The sequence below is a fragment of the Nocardiopsis alborubida genome, from assembly GCF_012396365.1.
Lineage (GTDB): Bacteria > Actinomycetota > Actinomycetes > Streptosporangiales > Streptosporangiaceae > Nocardiopsis > Nocardiopsis alborubida.
Genome location: NZ_JAAXPG010000008.1, coordinates 45546 through 61896, shown reverse-complemented (window position 1 = coordinate 61896; position 16351 = coordinate 45546). Strand labels below are relative to the sequence as shown.

The window sequence follows — 16351 nt, the reverse complement described above, 5'->3', positions numbered from 1 at the left end:
CCGCATGACCGCACGGGGCCCACCCCGGGAGCACAGAAGGAAGCGCATGCTCACCACACTGACCGGGCTGGGCCTGGCCTCCGCGGCCGGGCTCAACGCCTACATCCCCCTCCTCCTCGTCGGACTGCTCGCACGCTTCACCGACCTGGTCCCGCTCGGCGAGTCCTGGCAGTGGATCGAACACCCCGCCACCCTCGTGGTCCTCACCGTGCTGCTGGTCGTGGAGTTCGCGGCGGACAAGATCCCCGCGGTCGACAGCTTCAACGACGTCCTCCAGACGGTCGTGCGCCCCACGTCCGGCGGCATCACCTTCGGCGCGGGGGCCTCCGCCGTGGAAATCGGCGAGATCACCGGGGCCGCCTCCGGCGCCGCCGCGGGCGGGGACGGGGTCTCCTGGTGGGCGGTGGTCGCGGGCGTGGTCGTCTCCCTGGCCTTCCACGCGGTCAAGTCCCTGGCCCGGCCGGTGGCCAACTCCGTGTCCCTCGGGTGCGCTGCCCCGGTCGCCTCCTTCCTGGAGGACGCGGTCAGCTTCGTCACCTCGCTGCTGGCCCTCCTGGTGCCCGTCCTCGTCCTCGTCGTGTTCCCGCTCATGGTGGTGGGGGGCGTGTGGGCGGTCCGGCGCGGGCGGCGACTGCGCCGGGAACGCCGCGAGGCGCGGGACACCGAGCGGCAGGGGGCGGACTCGGACACGTGGACCGGTGCGGACGGCGCCGGCCCGGCGGGGGAGCACCGCCCCGGATGAGGCGCCCCGGCGGGCACGCGGGGCCGGCCCGGGGTGGCGCACGACGCATTCCCCGGCCGGGGCGTGTGCCCGTAAAGTGCGGTCAATGGCTGAGACGACTTTCGACCGAAACGACACCACCCACATCGTCTGGGACTGGAACGGCACGCTCCTGGACGACAACCACGCCAACCTCGCCGCGGTGAACGCCGTGTGCGAGCTGTTCGGCCGCGACCCCGTGGAGATGGACCACTGGCGCTCCGTCTTCCGCCGCCCCCTCATCCCCTGCTACGAGGAGCTCCTCGGCCGACCCTTCGAGGACGGCGAGTGGGAGCGGGCGGAGCGGCACTACGACAGCAGCTACCTGGAGCACCTGCCCTCCTGTGAGCTCACCGTGGGCGTTCCCGACGTGCTCCGGGAGTGGACCCGCGGCGGCGGCACCCAGTCCCTGCTGTCCATGGCCTCCCACGACCACCTGGTGCCGCTCATCGAGGAGCGCGGCCTGACCGCGCACTTCACCCGGGTGGACGGCCGCCAGTTCCAGACCGAGCACGACTCCAAGGCCGAGCACCTGGTGCGCCACCTCGAACACCAGGGCATCGACCCGGCCCGGGTCGTGCTGATCGGCGACATCGACGACGACGCCCGCGCCGCCCGCGAGGCCGGGGCCCGCTCCATCCTCGTCGCCAGCGGCCTGATGTCCCGCGCACGCCTGGAGGCCACCGGCTCCCCGGTGGTCGACTCCCCGGTGGCCGCCGTGGCCGCTCTGCGGGGGAACTGAGGCGACCGGCCGCGCCCGGGTCCGCCGCACCGGCCTTCCGGGCCCCGGCCACCCGGACCTGCGGTCGCCGGTTCGGCGGGGACGCGAAAGGTCGGGTCACCGGTCCTCCCACCCGCCTCCGGCCCCTGTCGGCGGGGGCCGCCCACACCCGTGCGCCCGCCTGGCAGCGGCCCCCGCACACCGGTTCCCTTCCGTCGGTGACCTGCGCACTCGACGCGCCTCCCGGCCCCCGTCACCCCGGGGGCCGGGCCGTCGCCGCCGGCATGGTGTGTTGTTAGATGGGTCTCACAGCGACGCACGGTCGGCGGCACACAGCCAGCGACACACCGTGCGAGACACAGTGCGAATGGGAAGGCGGGCCAATGACGGAGAACAGCGTGCCCCGGGTGCTCTGGAAGCCCGACGAGGAGAGGGCCGCGTCCTCCAACATCGTCGCGTTCGCCCGGTGGGCCGAGCGCGAGAAGGGGGTCCGGGCCTTCGGAGACGCCTCCGCCGCGTCCTTCGACTACGACTCCCTGTGGCGCTGGTCGGTGACCGACACCGACGGGTTCTGGGAGTCCGTCTGGGAGTACTACGGCGTGCGCTCCGAGACCCCCTACGAGCGGGTCCTGGGCGAGCGGACCATGCCCGGAGCCGAGTGGTTCCCCGGGGCGACCCTCAACTACGCCCGGCACGTCTTCGAGGGCCGCGACGACGACCACGTCGCCATCCGCCACGCCACCGAGCTGCGCGGCCTCGGCGAGTGGACCTGGGGCGACCTGCGCCGCCGCACGGCCGCCATCGCCGCCGGACTGCGGGAGCTGGGCGTGGGCCCCGGCGACCGCGTCGCGGCCTACCTGCCCAACCTGCCCGAGACCGTCGCCGCCTTCTACGCCGCGGCCTCCCTGGGCGCGGTGTGGTCCTCATGCTCCCCGGACTTCGGCGTGCGCAGCGTCATCGACCGCTTCGCCCAGATCGAGCCCAAGGTCCTGCTCGCCGTGGACGGCTACCGCTACGGGGGCAAGGACTTCGACCGCCGCCCCGTCGTGGAGGAGCTGCGCGCGGCCCTGCCCACCGTCGAGCACACCGTCCTGCTCGACCACCTCCACCCCGGCGGGACCCTCGACGCGACCCTGCCCTGGGCCCGGCTGGAGGAGTCCGGGACCGGGTCCGAGCTGGAGTTCGCGTCCGTCCCCTTCGACCACCCCCTGTGGGTGCTCTACTCCTCGGGCACCACCGGCCTGCCCAAGGCCATCGTCCAGGGGCACGGCGGCATCCTCCTCGAACAGCTCAAGAACCTGCACCTGCACCTGGACGCCCAGGAGCACGACCGGGTCTTCTGGTTCACCACCACCGGTTGGATGATGTGGAACTTCCTGGTCAGCGTGCTGCTGACGAAGGCCTCCATCGTCCTGTACGACGGCAGCCCGGCGGCGCCCGACCTGGGCGCACTGTGGGACCTGGCCGCCGACGCCGGGGTCACCGTCTTCGGAACCAGCGCAGGGTTCCTCTCCTCCTGCATGAAGGAGGGCGTCCACCCCCGTCAGGGCCGCGACCTGTCCGCGCTCAAGGCCATCGGCTCCACCGGCTCGCCGCTCAGCCCCGAGGCCTTCTCCTGGGTCTACGAGGAGTTCGGCGAGGACCTGTGGCTGTTCTCCACCTCCGGCGGCACCGACGTGTGCAGCTGCCTGGTCGGCGGCACCCCGACCCTGCCCGTCCACGAGGGCGAGATCCAGTCCCGGGCCCTGGGCATGGCCGTGGCCTCCTGGGACCCCGACGGCAGGGAGCTCGTCAACGAGGTCGGCGAACTCGTCGTCACCAGGCCCGCCCCGTCCATGCCCCTGTTCCTGTGGGGCGACGACAGCGGCGAGCGGCTGCGCGACAGCTACTTCTCCGTCTACCCGGGCGTCTGGCGGCACGGTGACTGGATCGTGATCACCGACCGCGGCACCGCGGTCATCTACGGCCGCTCCGACTCCACCATCAACCGCGGCGGCGTGCGCATGGGCACCAGCGAGATCTACCGCGCGGTCCTGGCCCTGGACGAGGTCGTCGACGCCCTGGTCGTGGACGTGCCCCAGGCCGACGGCTCCTCCCGGATCGAGCTGTTCACCGTGCTGCGGGAGGGCGCCGACCTGGAGGGCGACCTGCCCCGGGAGATCGCCCGCCGCATCCGCACCGACTGCTCGCCCCGCCATGTGCCCGACCGCGTCCGCGTCATCGGCGCGGTGCCCCGGACGCTGTCCGGCAAGGTCCTGGAGGTGCCGGTCAAACGCATCCTCATGGGGGAGCGGCCCGACCGGGTCGCCAGCCGGGACTCGCTGGCCAACCCCGAGGCGCTCGACTTCTTCAGCACCCTGGCCGGGGAGCGGGAGGACGCGGGCTGACCGGGGCGCCGCCGGGCGCGGGTGAGCGGCCCCCGCGCCCGGCGGCGCGTGGCCGTCTGCGGCCATGTGCCCCGGCCCGTTGTCGCCGCGCGGGCGACGACATAGCCTGACGGGCGTGACACAGAACCGGTCTGGCGAGACCTCCGCCGCTCCCGCGGGTCCGGCCTCGGGTCGGGGCCGGATCGACGGCATCGACGCGGCACGCGCCCTCGCGGTGTTCGGGATGTTCGTCGTCCACCTCGGGGTGGAGTCCATGGGGCTGCTGTCGCCCGAGGGCTACGCCTGGGACGTGCACGGCGTCGTGCGCGGCAACTCCTCGGCGCTCTTCGCCCTCCTGGCGGGGACCTCCCTGGCCATGATGACCGGGCGCACCGACCCGGTCGGCGGCGACCGCCTGCGCGTGGCCGTCGTGCGCATCCTCACCCGCGCGGCGCTCATCGGCGTGCTGGGTCTGGTGCTGGACCTCATGGGGGTCCCGGTCGCCATCATCCTGACCTACTACGCGGGCTTCTTCGTGCTGGCCCTGCCCCTGCTCAAACTGCGCTCGGGCGCGCTGTGGACGGTGGCGGGCGCCTTGGCCGTGCTCGGCCCGCCGCTCTCGTTCCTGCTGCGGGACAACGTCTTCCCGCCCTCGCAGCGCACGTCCTCGCTGACCTCGTTCGGCGACTTCTTCCTGACCGGCTACTACCCGGCGATCACCTTCATGGCCTTCGTGACCGCGGGGATGGCGCTGGGACGGCTGGACCTGGCCGCCGCCGCGGTGCGGTTGCGCCTGCTGGCCTCCGGCGCCGCCCTGCTGCTGTTCGGACACCTCGGCTCATGGGTCCTGCTCAACCCGATGGGCGGCATGGACCGCCTGGTGGAGGCCAGCGGCCCCGCCCTGACCGGCCTGCCCTCGGGCGAGGTCACCGACGAGGCGACGGCGGCCCTGGTGCGCGCCGCGGTGGTCGAGGAGACGCAGTCGATCTCGGGGCAGGTGCCCACCGACTCCTGGTGGTGGCTGGCGGTCGGCACGCCCCACACCGGTACCACCTTCGAGATGGCCGAGGCGGTCGGCCAGGGACTCGTGGTGCTGGTGGTGTGCATGTTCCTGTGCGACCGCTTCCGGATCCTCATGTACCCGCTGACCTCGGTCGGCCGGATGCCGCTGACCGTCTACTCCGGTCACATCCTGGTCCTGGCGATGGTCATCGCAGCCTCCGGCGGGATCGGCTGGCAGCAGCCGTGGCTGCTGGAGGGCTTCGTCCTGGGTGCGCTGGTCCTCGCCACCCTGTGGCGGCTGGCGGCGGGCAGGGGACCGGCCGAGCTCCTCCTCGGTGAGGCCGCCAACGGCGTTGCCGCCCTGGTGGAGGAGCGAAGGGCCGCCGCCGACGGGCGCCTTCCCCGCCGTCCTAGCGACGATCCCCCCGTGTGATCCTGGCCGAGGTGCGGTCGCGGTGGGCCAGGGAGTCGGTGGTGGTCCGCGCGTTCTGCCGCATGAGCCTGCGCGCGTCGTCGGCCGCCGACCGCGCGACCGCCGGGCTGGCCACGGGGCGCTGCGCGACCTCGGCGTCCTCGGGGAGGCCGATGTCCATGGGCAGGCCCGCCCGGCTGATCACCCGCAGCTGGGCGTCCTCCTGCGACTTGGAGGGCCGGATGTCGCCGTCGGGGGTGCGCCACGCCTTCAGGCGGGCGTGCAGCCAGTCGGTGCCCTGGTAGTCGGGGCCGCTCGGCCACGGCACGCCGTCGGGGCGGTGCCCCAGCGCGTGCAGCGCGTCGGCGACGGTCCACCCGGCGGAGAAGAAGCGCGCGGTCTCGCTGCGCAGCACGCGAAAGTCCACGCGGCGCAGGGACGCCTCCTCACGGCGCAGGGTCTCGCAGGCGTCGTGCACGTCGCGGGGGGTGTGCCGGGTGCGGTGCAGGGGGTCGGCCTCGGGCTTGCGCAGCAGGGAGTCGTCCACCGTCACGATCACCTCGCCGCGGCGGTTGTCCCAGACGCTGACCTCCTCGCGCGCCCACCCCTGGGACTCGGCCAGGGCCACCGCCATCCTGCGCAGGTCAACCCGCTCGTCGTCGCTGCTGATCCGGAACTCCGCCATGCCCCCAGCCTAGACGAGCCCCTCCCCGGACCTCCTACACCCGCTGCACCGGGCGGACCATCACCAGCTGCGGTCCCCCCGCCGCGTCCACGAAGCGGTGGCCGGTGAAGGCGAACCCGGCGCGGCCGTAGACGCGGGCCGCCGCGTGGTTGGCCTCGTCCACGCACAGCACCAGCTCGGCCGCGTCCGGCGCCACCTCCCCCGCCAACCGGTCCAGCAGAGGCGGGGAGCACACGGTCCGACCCACGCCCCGGCCCTGCCAGGCGGTGGTGACGTAGAAGGCGCGCAGCAGCACCGCCCGGGCCGGCTCGTCGATCAGGTCACGTGCGTGCACGGCCCGGTCCAGCACGCCGAAGCCCGCGCAGGCCGCCCGCGCCCCGGCGGCGTCGGTGACGGTCCCCGAACCGACGACGGCGAAGGGCGTGCGCGCCGGGTCGGCGTCGGCGGCGGGCAGGGTGGTCGCCGGCAGCCGCACGTAGCCGCGCTGGCCGGGCGGCAGGCGGTGGCGCAGCACGGTCTCCCGCAGCAGGTCCGCCTCCGGTGCGGCCCGGTCCAGGCGCACCAGGCGCACCGGTTCCGCTCCGCCGGCCCGCCGCTCGATCCGCTCTCCGGCCGACATCACCGCTCCCGTCACCTCAGGGTCCGCCCCTCCGGCTCCCGGGTCCTGCGGGGCGGGGCTCTCCGGGGGGAGGATTCGGACCAGTCTCGCATCCCGCCCACGCCCGCGAAGGGAGTGGTCCGGTCTAGACCGCGCGTGTCCGCCCGGACGGGGAGGGAACGTCCTGAGTGTCCTTTTTTGGGGATTTTCTGGGACGGATTGGAGGAAAGAACGGCGAAAGACCACCGCCCACGTTGGATGCTCCTCCAACCTTGGGCGGCTCGATCCGGACGGATGCTGACGGCGGCTCCGCCCGGCGTTAGGGTGACTGCCTGACGGCCCGGCCCCGGGGGAGACCTCTCCGCGCGCCGCGCCGGAAGACCCGTTCTCGCTGGCCACAGCGGACGGGCAGGCCAGCAACCCGAAGAGCTGTAGGTGCCCGTGCCCCACACCGCATCCGCGCCCGAGGCGGCGACCAACCGCGAACTCCGCGCGTTCCTGCACGGCCTCCCCGGCGTGGACGAGGTCGGCGCGCGAGCCCGCGCCCAGGACCTGTCCACCCGGTCGGTCAAGACCACCGCCAAGGCCCGGGCCGTCGACCTGGCCATCACCATGGTGGACCTGACCACCCTGGAGGGCGCCGACACCCCCGGCAAGGTCCGGGCCCTGTGCGCCAAGGCCGCCCACCCCGACCCCACCGACACCACCGTGCCCCGCGTGGGCGCCGTGTGCGTCTACCCCGACATGGTCGCCACCGCCGTCGAGGCGCTGCGCGGCACCGGGGTCGGCGTGGCCTCGGTGGCCACCGCCTTCCCCTCCGGCCGTGCGCCCATGGAGGTCAAGCTCGCCGACACCCGCCGCGCGGTCGCCGACGGCGCCAGCGAGATCGACATGGTCATCGACCGCGGCGCGTTCCTGTCCGGCGACTACCTCAAGGTGTTCGAGGAGATCGCCGCCGTCAAGGAGGCCTGCGGCACCGCCCACCTCAAGGTCATCCTGGAGACCGGCGAGCTCGCCACCTACGACAACGTGCGACGCGCCTCCCACCTGGCCATCCGGGCCGGGGGCGACTTCGTCAAGACCTCCACCGGCAAGGTGTCCCCGGCCGCCACCCTGCCGGTCACCCTGGTCATGCTGGAGGCGGTCCGCGACCACCACGCCGCCACCGGCAGGCGCGTGGGCGTCAAGCCCGCGGGAGGCATCCGCACCACCAAGGACGCCATCCGCAACCTGGTCCTGGTCAACGAGGTCGCCGGCCCCGACTGGCTGACCCCCGACCTGTTCCGGATCGGCGCCTCCAGCCTCCTCAACGACCTGCTCATGCAGCGCACCAGGCTGTCCACCGGCACCTACCCGGGCCCCGACTACTACACGCTGGACTGAGAGCCGTGATCTTCGAGTACGCGCCCGCACCGGAGTCCCGCTCCGTCGTCAACCTGCGCGAGACCTACGAGCTGTTCGTCGACGGCGCCTTCACCCCGGCCGAGGGCGGCGAGTACCTCACCACCCTCAACCCCGCGGACGAGACCAAGCTCGCCCAGGTCGCCGTCGCCGGGCCCGCCGACGTGGACAGGGCCGTCGCCGCCGCCCGCCGCGCCTTCGACACCGTCTGGGGGCCGATGCCCGGCGCCGAGCGCGGCAAGTACCTGTTCCGCATCGCCCGCATCATCCAGGAGCGCTCGCGCGAACTGGCCGTGCTGGAGTCGATGGACAACGGCAAGCCCATCAAGGAGACGCGCGACGTCGACCTGCCGCTGGTCGCCGCGCACTTCTTCTACCACGCGGGGTGGGCCGACAAGCTCGCCCACGCCGGGCTGGGCCCCGACCCGCGCCCGCTGGGCGTGGCCGCCCAGGTCATCCCGTGGAACTTCCCGCTGCTCATGCTCGCGTGGAAGGTCGCCCCGGCGCTGGCCACCGGCAACACCGTCGTGCTCAAGCCCGCCGAGACCACCCCGCTCACCGCGCTGGCCTTCGCCGAGATCTGTCAGGAGGCCGACCTGCCCCCGGGCGTGGTCAACATCCTCACCGGCGCGGGCGAGACCGGACGCGTCCTCGTGGAGCACCCGGGCACCGACAAGGTGGCCTTCACCGGCTCCACCGGGGTCGGCCGCCGGATCGCCCGCTCGGTCGCGGGCACCGGCAAGCGCCTCACCCTGGAGCTGGGCGGCAAGGGCGCGAACATCGTCTACGACGACGCGGCCCTGGACCAGGCGGTCGAGGGCATCGTCTCGGGCATCTTCTTCAACCAGGGCCACGTGTGCTGCGCCGGTTCGCGCCTGCTGGTCCAGGAGTCGATCGCCGAGGAGCTGCTGCCCCGGCTCAAGGAGCGCGTCTCCAGGCTGCGCCTGGGCGACCCGCTGGACAAGAACACCGACATCGGCGCGATCAACTCCGCCGCGCAGCTGGAGCGCATCCGCGAACTCACCGACACCGGCGAGGCCGAGGGCGTCGAACGCTGGTCGCCCGCCTGCGAGCTGCCCGCGAGCGGCTACTGGTTCGCGCCCACCGTCCTGACCGGCGTCAGCCAGTCGCACCGCGTGGCCCGCGAGGAGATCTTCGGCCCCGTGCTCTCGGTGCTGACCTTCCGCACCCCCGACGAGGCCGTGGCCAAGGCCAACAACACCCCCTACGGCCTCTCCGCCGGGGTGTGGACCGAGAAGGGCTCGCGCATGCTCTGGACCGCCGAGCGCCTGCGCGCCGGGGTGATCTGGTCCAACACGTTCAACAAGTTCGACCCGACCAGCCCCTTCGGCGGCTACAAGGAGTCGGGATACGGCCGCGAGGGCGGGCGGCACGGATTGGAGGCCTACCTTGGCTGAGCGGCGCGAGAACCGGAAGACCGCCAGGAGCGCGGCCAGGGCCGCCAGAGCCGCGGAGGGCACGGCTGACGCCGCCGCGCCCGCCCGGCTGGCGGTCCGCAAGACCTACAAGCTCTACCTGGGCGGGGCCTTCCCCCGCTCGGAATCGGGCAGGAGCTACCCCGTGACCTCCGCCAGCGGCCAGCACCTGGCCAACGCCTCGCTCGCCTCCCGCAAGGACGCCCGCGACGCCGTGGCCGCCGCGCGCAAGGCCTTCGGCGGCTGGTCGGCGCGCACCGCCTACAACCGCGGCCAGGTCCTGTACCGGGTCGCGGAGATGCTGGAGGGGCGCCGCGACCAGTTCACCGCCCAGGCCGTGGCCGCGCAGGGGCTCTCCCGCTCCGACGCCGAACGCGTGGTCGACGCGGCCGTGGACCGTTGGGTGTACTACGCGGGCTGGACCGACAAGATCGCCCAGGTCCTGGGCGGCGCCAACCCCGTCTCGGGGCCCTACTACAACCACTCCGCGCCCGAGCCCACCGGTGTGGTCGCGGTGTTCGCCCCCCAGAGCGCGCCGCTGCTCGGCCTGACCTCCGTGGTCGCCCCCGTGATCGCCACCGGCAACACCGCCGTCGTGGTCACCTCCGAGGACGCGCCGCTGGCCGCGGTCGACCTGGCCGAGGTGCTCGCCACCTCCGACCTGCCGGGAGGCGTGGTCAACCTGCTCACCGGACGCGTGCCGGAGCTGGGCCCCCACCTGGCCTCGCACGCCGACGTCAACGCCCTGGACCTCACCGGAGCCGGGGACCTGGCCGCGGAGTTCGAGAGGGCCGCCGCGGACACCCTCACCCGGGTGCTGCGCCCCGGCCCCGGCTCCGACGGCGGCGAGGACGCCTGGTTCGACCCCGATCCCGGCACCGCGCGCCTGAGGCCCTTCCTGGAGACCAAGACGGTCTGGCACCCCGTCGGAATCTAGGTGTACCGACACGAGGGCTCTGACCTGCGCTGATCTTGTGCCTATGGCGAGGTTCGAGGCCCTGGACGCGCTATAAGTACAAGATCACGCCGGGAGTGTCCGCTCCGCGGACCGGACACGGCGCCAGGCACCAACGAACGGAGAGACCCGCTGTGACTCGCACACCCCAGGCAGCCGCCGAGGAGGCCGCGGCCGAACTGCGCTCGCGCACCGGCGTGGACGCCTACGACGTCGCCCTGGTCATGGGATCGGGGTGGGCCTCCGCGGCCGACCTGCTCGGCGACTCCGGGCAGGAGCTGCCCACCACCGAACTGCCCGGCTTCGTGCCCCCCGCCGTGGAGGGCCACAGCGGCACCGTGCGCAGCATCAGGGCGGGCGACCGCTCCCTGCTCGCCTTCCTGGGCCGCACCCACCTGTACGAGGGCCACGGCACCGACGCCGTCGTGCACGGCGTGCGCACCGCCGTGGCGGCCGGTGCCACCACGGTCGTGCTGACCAACGCCGCGGGCGGCATCAACCCCGCCTACGCGGTGGGGTCCCCGGTGCTCATCGCCGACCACCTCAACATGACCGCGCGGTCCCCGCTGACCGGCGCGACCTTCGTCGACCTCACCGAGACCTACACCCCCGCCCTGCGCGAGCTGGCCCGCTCGGTGGACCCCTCCCTGCCCGAGGGCGTGTACGCGGCCATGCCCGGCCCGCACTTCGAGACGCCCGCCGAGATCCGCATGCTCAGCGCCATGGGCGCCGACCTGGTCGGCATGTCCACCGTGCTGGAGGCGATCGCCGCCCGCGCCGCGGGCGCCCGGGTGCTGGGCCTGTCGCTGGTCACCAACGTCGCGGCCGGGCTCACGGGGGCCAACCTCGACCACGAGGACGTGCTGGCCACCGGCCGCGACGCCGCCGGAACCGTCGGCCGCCTGCTCGCCGACATCACCGCCAAGCTCTGAGGGGAGCCCCATGACCGACCTCGCCCGGGCCAGGCAGTGGATCGCCCAGGACCCCGACCCCGACACGCGCGCGGAACTGGCGGGGCTGGTGGAGCGCGCCGCCCGCGGCGAGGCCGACGCGCTGGCCGACCTCGACTCCCGTTTCGGGTCCCGCCTGGAGTTCGGCACCGCCGGACTGCGCGGTGCCCTCGGAGCGGGCCCCAACCGGATGAACCGGGTGGTGGTCATGCGCGCCGCGGCCGGGATCGCCGCCTGGCTCGGCGGGGAACCCGGGCACGTGGTCGTCGGCTACGACGCCCGGCACCGCTCGGCGGACTTCGCGCGCGACAGCGCCGCCGTCCTCACCGGCGCCGGGCACCGCGTGTCCCTCATGCCCGGACCGCTGCCCACCCCCGTCCTGGCCTTCGCCGTCCGCGACCTGGGCGCCGACGCCGGGATCATGGTCACCGCCAGCCACAACCCGCCCCAGGACAACGGCTACAAGGTCTACGCGGGGGCGGCCAAGGCGGGCGGCGACGCCGACGCGGGCACCCAGATCGTCTCCCCGGCCGACGCCGAGATCTCCGCCGCCATCGACGCCGTGGGCCCGGTCGACGCACTGCCCCTGGGCGAGGGGTGGACGGTGCTGGGGGAGGAGGCGGTGGAGCGCTACCTGGACGCGGTCACCGCGCTGGTCCCGGGCGAGGACCGCGACCTGGCCACCACCTACACCGCCATGCACGGCGTGGGCGGCCGGGTGCTGATGGCGGCGATGGAGCGGGCCGGGTTCCCCCGCCCGTCCGTGGTCGCCGCCCAGTTCGAGCCCGACCCCGACTTCCCGACCGTGGACTTCCCCAACCCGGAGGAGCCCGGCGCCATGGACATGGCGCTGGCCACCGGTGCCGCCGACCGCTCCGACCTGGTCATCGCCAACGACCCCGACGCCGACCGGCTCGCGCTCGCGGTCCCCGGGCACGGCCTGCTCACCGGCAACGAGGTGGGCGGGCTGCTGGCCGAGTACGTGCTCGACCACACCAGCGGGGCCGACCGGGTGGTGGCCGCCTCGATCGTCTCCTCCAGCCTGCTCGGCAAGATCGCCCGCGACCGGGGCGTGCACTACGAGGAGACCCTCACCGGGTTCAAGTGGCTGGCGCGCGCGGGCGGTCCCGGACAGCGGCGGGTCTTCGCGTTCGAGGAGGCGCTGGGCTACTGCGTGGGCGCCGACGGCGGCCGTCCGGTCGCGGACAAGGACGGGATCAGCGCGGCCCTGGTGGCCGCGGCGCTCGCCGCCCGCGCCAGGCGGGACGGGGTGACCCTGCTCGACCTGCTCGACGACCAGGCGCGCCGGTACGGCCTGCACCTGAGCGACCAGCTGTCGGTGCGGGTGGAGGACCTGTCGGTCATCTCCGCGGCGATGCGGCGGTTGCGCGCCGAACCGCCCGCCGCGTTCGGACCCCTGCGTGTGGTGGGGGTGGACGACTTCGCCGCCGGGCACGCGGGTCTGCCGCCGACGGACGCCCTGCGCTTCCGGTTGGAGGGCAGGGGACGTGTGACGCTCAGGCCCTCGGGGACCGAGCCCAAGCTGAAGGCCTACGTCGAGGTGGTGCTGGATGTGGACGGTGACGCGGCGGCCACCCGCGCACTGGGCTCGGACCTGCTCGCCGAGCTGATGGCCTCGGTCACCGTGGCTGTCGGGGGTTGAGGGGTCGTCAGTCGCCGTCGGAGGGTTCCACGACCGGCCGGTGCACGACCTCGTCGATGACGGTGAGCGTCTGGGTGGACGTCACACCGGGAAGCGACTGCAACCGGGTGAGGATCAGGTCGCGGAGCTGGTTGGTGTTGGCGACGCGGACGAGGAGGACGATGTCCGCCGAGCCCACGACGTACCAGCAGTACTCGATCTCCGGGTAGGAGGACAGGATCTCCCGGTTGGCCCGCCAGTCCGGCTGGCTGCCCGAGATGAGGACGAGCGCGGTGACGCCGAGCCCCATCTTGGAGTGGTCGGTCACCACGGAGTAGCCGCGGATGACGCCCTCGTCGGTGAGCCGCTTGATGCGGTTGTAGGCCGTCGCGCGGGACACGTTGGCCAGTGCGGCGATCTCGGTGATCCCGGTCCGCGCGTCCTTGGCGAGCGCGCTCAGGATCGTCTGGTCGGTCGTGTCCGGCCGCCGGCCGTTCCTCCTCTGGTCGCCCATGGCCATGTGCGTGCTCCTCGTGTGCTCTTGTTTCAGGACGAAGCCCCTCACTGTCGTCATTGACCGGGGCTAACGAGTTACCAGGTAAACGTTGTTTCCGTCTATCGGAATCTCAGTCGGCGAGATGCGCCGCGTTCGGGCACCTCCTCCGGCCGCCGCGCGGACGGCATCGGAGGAGGACGGGAGCGGGGACCCTGGCGCGGGGTCCGACGGGCGGGGGGAGCGCGTCGGGAGTCCGACTGTACTCGTGGTCGACGCTGTCGGTGGATGGGGTGGTTTCCCGGACCGGCGGCGCCTACACCGCTCGGGCCGGAACACGACAGAACTTCTTGTCTCGGGGCTCCATGGGATCCAAGTGTCGGGAAATCGGGGGGTTTCGTTGACCGGATGACCGGTGCCTCGAACGTATGCGCTCGGCGCCGGGACGCGCATCCGCCGCGGCCGATCGCGGCTGTTCCGTGACCCTAGGCCCTCCTCCCGACAACCCGGTGTGCGCTCCCGGTCGCAGCTCGCGCTCCCCGAGGGCTCTGCGGCGTTCGTGAGGTGTATAGGCCCGTGTGTCGTTTTCTCGGATGGAACGGGGTTCAGGCTGGACATCAGGGGACGATGATACGTTTTTCGTCCTCTTATGTATCAACTATCCGCAGATATCTAGCGAAAGTGTCGAGTCTTCCGGAGAATCTGCCTACAGGACAGACACCACCCGGAGCCCGGCCCGCGCCACCGCGCGGGACAGGGCCACGTTGGGAGCCGCTCGACATGCCCGCACGTCGCCCGCCATCGCCCCAGAGCCCGCTTCGCGGAAGGCGCGGGGCCACCACCCCCGACGGAGGCGCCGTGCGCCCCGTCCCGCCACTCCACGAGCCGGCGGGCCGGGAGGCCATCACCGTGGGCCACCTGCCGCCCGACCTCACCCGCGCGCTCTACCGCCACATGAGGACCGCGCGCGACCTGGACACCGAGGCCATCGCCCTCCAGCGCCAGGGCGTCTTCCCCGCCTACGTGTCCGTGCGCGGGCAGGAGGCCGCCCAGGTCGCCAGCGCCTCGGCCCTGGACCCCGCACGCGACTTCGTCTTCCCCACCTACCGGGAGATGGCCTCCGCCCTGGCCTACGGGGTGGAGATGGTCGGCTACATGGCCACCCACCGAGCCCTGTGGCACGGCGGCCTCTACGACGTCATGGCCTCGCGGTTCGGCGCCGTCAACGCCGTGGTCGGCGGCCCCGTCCCGCACGCGGTCGGCTGGGCCGTGGGCGAGCGGCTGCGCGGCGACGACGGCGTGGCCCTGGCCTACTTCGGCGACGGCGCCAGCTCCGAGGGCGACGTCCACGAGGCCATGAACTTCGCCGGGGTCTTCGGCGCACCCGTGGTCTTCTTCTGCCAGAACAACCAGTGGGCGCTGTCGGTGCCCAACCACCGCCAGGTCGCGGGCGGCTCGGTCAGCGCGCGGGCCGAGGGCTACGGCATGCCCGGCGTGCTGGTGGACGGCAACGACGCGGGCGCGGTCCACGAGGCCACCGCCGAGGCCGTCGCCCGCGCCCGCCGCGGCGAGGGGCCCACCCTCATCGAGGCGCTCACCTACCGGGTGGAGCCGCACTCCACCTCCGACGACCCCGGCCGCTACCGCGACGACGCCGAGGCCCGGCGCTGGCGCGAGCGCGACCCCGTCACCCTGCTGCGCCGGGCCCTGCTCGCCGCCGGGCACGCCGACGAGGACGACCTCGCCCGGGTCGACGCCGACGCCCGCCGGGAGGCCGAGCGCATCCGCGACGGCGTGGCCGCCGCGCCCGAGCCCGACGGATCGGAGCTGTTCACCCACGTCTTCCGGGAGACCACCGAGGAGCTGACCCGGCAGCACCGCACCTGGCAGGAAGAGGTCGAGCTGTGACCGAGCTGATCGAACGCGCCGACACCGCCGCCGAGGCCCCCGCGGTCGAGCTGTCCATGCAGCAGGCCATCAACCGCGCCCTGCGCGACCTGCTCGCCGAGGACCCCGACGTGCTGGTCTTCGGTGAGGACGTGGGCGCCCTGGGCGGGGTCTTCCGCGTCACCGACGGGCTCCAGAAGGAGTTCGGGGACACGCGTGTCTTCGACACCCCGCTGGCGGAGTCCGCCATCATGGGCATGGCGGTCGGCCTGGCCATGAACGGCTGGCGGCCCGTCCCCGAGCTCCAGTTCGACGGTTTCGCCTACCCCGCGATCGACCAGATCGTCAACCAGGTGGCGCGCATGAACTACCGCACCCGCGGCGCGGCCCCCATGCCGATCACCCTGCGCCTGCCCTCCTTCGGCGGCATCCAGGCGCCCGAGCACCACGGCGAGAGCCTGGAGGCGCTCTTCGCGCACACCCCCGGCCTCAAGGTCGCCGCGCCCTCGGACCCCGCCGACGCCTACAGCCTGCTGCTCCAGTCGGTGCGCTCCGACGACCCCGTCGTCTACATGGAGCCCAAGGCCCGCTACTGGGACCGCAGGCCCGTGCGGCTGCGCGAGCCCAGTGAGCCCATCGGCACCAGCCGTGTCGTGCGCCCCGGCAAGCACGCCACCCTCATCGCCTGGGGCGCCATGGTGCACCGCTGCGTGCAGGTGGCCGAACTGGCCGCAGAGGACGGCGTGGACCTGGAGGTGCTGGACCTGCGCTGGCTCAAGCCCCTGGACGCCGCAGGGATGGCCGCCTCGGTCGCGCGCACCGGGCGGGCCGTGGTCGTGCACGAGGCGCCGCTGACCGCCGGGCTCGGCGCGGAGGTGGCCGCCCTGGTCACCGAGCACTGCTTCCGCGACCTGTCCGCCCCCGTCCAGCGCGTCACCGGGTTCGACGTGCCCTACCCCGCGGGTCCTCTGGAGCCGCAGTACCTGCCGACCATCGACCGCGTCCTGCTCGCGGTGCAACGGACCCTGGAGTACTAGAGCGAC

Annotated in this window: 14 protein-coding genes; 11 read left to right on the top strand and 3 right to left on the bottom strand. The window is 73.4% G+C overall.

The window, feature by feature from the left end:
• Nucleotides 1-46: 46 nt before the first annotated feature.
• From HGB44_RS10350 to HGB44_RS10335, 4 genes are all read left to right on the top strand, one after another.
• The gene (locus HGB44_RS10350) at nucleotides 47-742 is read left to right on the top strand and encodes a DUF4126 domain-containing protein (RefSeq protein WP_061078970.1); all 696 of its coding nucleotides are present in this window, start codon (nucleotides 47-49) and stop codon (nucleotides 740-742) included.
• 85 nt (nucleotides 743-827) lie between these two features.
• On the top strand, nucleotides 828-1502 hold the full coding sequence (locus HGB44_RS10345; RefSeq protein WP_061078971.1) for an HAD family hydrolase: 675 nt from the start codon (nucleotides 828-830) through the stop codon (nucleotides 1500-1502).
• Between the two features lie 362 nt (nucleotides 1503-1864).
• A complete protein-coding gene (locus HGB44_RS10340; RefSeq protein WP_061078972.1) occupies nucleotides 1865-3868 on the top strand; it encodes an acetoacetate--CoA ligase in 2004 nt (667 codons plus the stop codon).
• A 115-nt stretch (nucleotides 3869-3983) separates the two neighbouring features.
• On the top strand, nucleotides 3984-5282 hold the full coding sequence (locus HGB44_RS10335; RefSeq protein WP_061078973.1) for a heparan-alpha-glucosaminide N-acetyltransferase domain-containing protein: 1299 nt from the start codon (nucleotides 3984-3986) through the stop codon (nucleotides 5280-5282).
• Here HGB44_RS10335 and HGB44_RS10330 read toward each other — a convergent pair.
• Together HGB44_RS10330 and HGB44_RS10325 are read right to left on the bottom strand one after the other, a co-directional pair.
• Nucleotides 5260-5946, bottom strand: coding sequence for a hypothetical protein (locus HGB44_RS10330; RefSeq protein WP_061078974.1), 687 nt, complete (start codon nucleotides 5944-5946; stop codon nucleotides 5260-5262). The two genes, HGB44_RS10335 and HGB44_RS10330, sit on opposite strands and share 23 nt — an antisense overlap.
• 34 nt (nucleotides 5947-5980) lie before the next feature.
• Entirely contained in the window at nucleotides 5981-6565 is a 585-nt protein-coding gene (locus HGB44_RS10325) for a GNAT family N-acetyltransferase (RefSeq protein WP_061078975.1), read from the bottom strand.
• Nucleotides 6566-6979: 414 nt separating this feature from the next.
• On the opposite strand from HGB44_RS10325, the gene deoC reads away from it, so the two are divergent.
• The 5 genes from deoC (at nucleotide 6980) to HGB44_RS10300 (ending at nucleotide 12949) form a co-directional block, all read left to right on the top strand.
• Nucleotides 6980-7927: a deoxyribose-phosphate aldolase gene (gene deoC / locus HGB44_RS10320; RefSeq protein WP_061078976.1), complete on the top strand. Its 948-nt coding sequence runs from the start codon at nucleotides 6980-6982 to the stop codon at nucleotides 7925-7927.
• A 5-nt stretch (nucleotides 7928-7932) separates the two neighbouring features.
• On the top strand, nucleotides 7933-9363 hold the full coding sequence (locus tag HGB44_RS10315) for an aldehyde dehydrogenase family protein (RefSeq protein ID WP_061078977.1): 1431 nt from the start codon (nucleotides 7933-7935) through the stop codon (nucleotides 9361-9363).
• Nucleotides 9356-10318, top strand: coding sequence for an aldehyde dehydrogenase family protein (locus tag HGB44_RS10310; protein ID WP_061078978.1), 963 nt, complete (start codon nucleotides 9356-9358; stop codon nucleotides 10316-10318). The genes HGB44_RS10315 and HGB44_RS10310 overlap by 8 nt, the downstream gene beginning before the upstream one ends.
• A 152-nt stretch (nucleotides 10319-10470) precedes the next feature.
• Entirely contained in the window at nucleotides 10471-11268 is a 798-nt protein-coding gene (locus tag HGB44_RS10305; protein ID WP_061078979.1) for a purine-nucleoside phosphorylase, read from the top strand.
• A gap of 10 nt (nucleotides 11269-11278) precedes the next feature.
• Nucleotides 11279-12949 (top strand): phospho-sugar mutase, encoded by a 1671-nt coding sequence (locus HGB44_RS10300; RefSeq protein ID WP_061078980.1) that lies wholly within the window; start codon nucleotides 11279-11281, stop codon nucleotides 12947-12949.
• A 7-nt stretch (nucleotides 12950-12956) separates the two neighbouring features.
• Here HGB44_RS10300 and HGB44_RS10295 read toward each other — a convergent pair whose 3' ends face one another.
• Complete coding sequence (locus HGB44_RS10295) at nucleotides 12957-13448, bottom strand: Lrp/AsnC family transcriptional regulator (protein ID WP_013154257.1); 492 nt, start codon at nucleotides 13446-13448, stop codon at nucleotides 12957-12959.
• 882 nt (nucleotides 13449-14330) lie between these two features.
• On the opposite strand from HGB44_RS10295, the gene HGB44_RS10290 reads away from it, so the two are divergent.
• A complete protein-coding gene (locus tag HGB44_RS10290) occupies nucleotides 14331-15329 on the top strand; it encodes a thiamine pyrophosphate-dependent dehydrogenase E1 component subunit alpha (protein ID WP_061079005.1) in 999 nt (332 codons plus the stop codon).
• The gene (locus tag HGB44_RS10285) at nucleotides 15326-16345 is read left to right on the top strand and encodes an alpha-ketoacid dehydrogenase subunit beta (protein ID WP_061078981.1); all 1020 of its coding nucleotides are present in this window, start codon (nucleotides 15326-15328) and stop codon (nucleotides 16343-16345) included. The genes HGB44_RS10290 and HGB44_RS10285 overlap by 4 nt, the downstream gene beginning before the upstream one ends.
• Nucleotides 16346-16351: the final 6 nt, after the last annotated feature.

What these genes read in the sequence shown, in the direction of transcription:
- HGB44_RS10350 (WP_061078970.1), top strand. Translation starts at nt 47, where the DNA reads ATGCTCACCACACTGACCGGGCTGGGCCTGGCCTCCGCGGCCGGGCTC.
- HGB44_RS10345 (WP_061078971.1), top strand. Translation starts at nt 828, where the DNA reads ATGGCTGAGACGACTTTCGACCGAAACGACACCACCCACATCGTCTGG.
- HGB44_RS10340 (WP_061078972.1), top strand. Translation starts at nt 1,865, where the DNA reads ATGACGGAGAACAGCGTGCCCCGGGTGCTCTGGAAGCCCGACGAGGAG.
- HGB44_RS10330 (WP_061078974.1), bottom strand. Translation starts at nt 5,946, where the DNA reads ATGGCGGAGTTCCGGATCAGCAGCGACGACGAGCGGGTTGACCTGCGC.
- HGB44_RS10325 (WP_061078975.1), bottom strand. Translation starts at nt 6,565, where the DNA reads ATGTCGGCCGGAGAGCGGATCGAGCGGCGGGCCGGCGGAGCGGAACCG.
- HGB44_RS10300 (WP_061078980.1), top strand. Translation starts at nt 11,279, where the DNA reads ATGACCGACCTCGCCCGGGCCAGGCAGTGGATCGCCCAGGACCCCGAC.
- HGB44_RS10295 (WP_013154257.1), bottom strand. Translation starts at nt 13,448, where the DNA reads ATGGCCATGGGCGACCAGAGGAGGAACGGCCGGCGGCCGGACACGACC.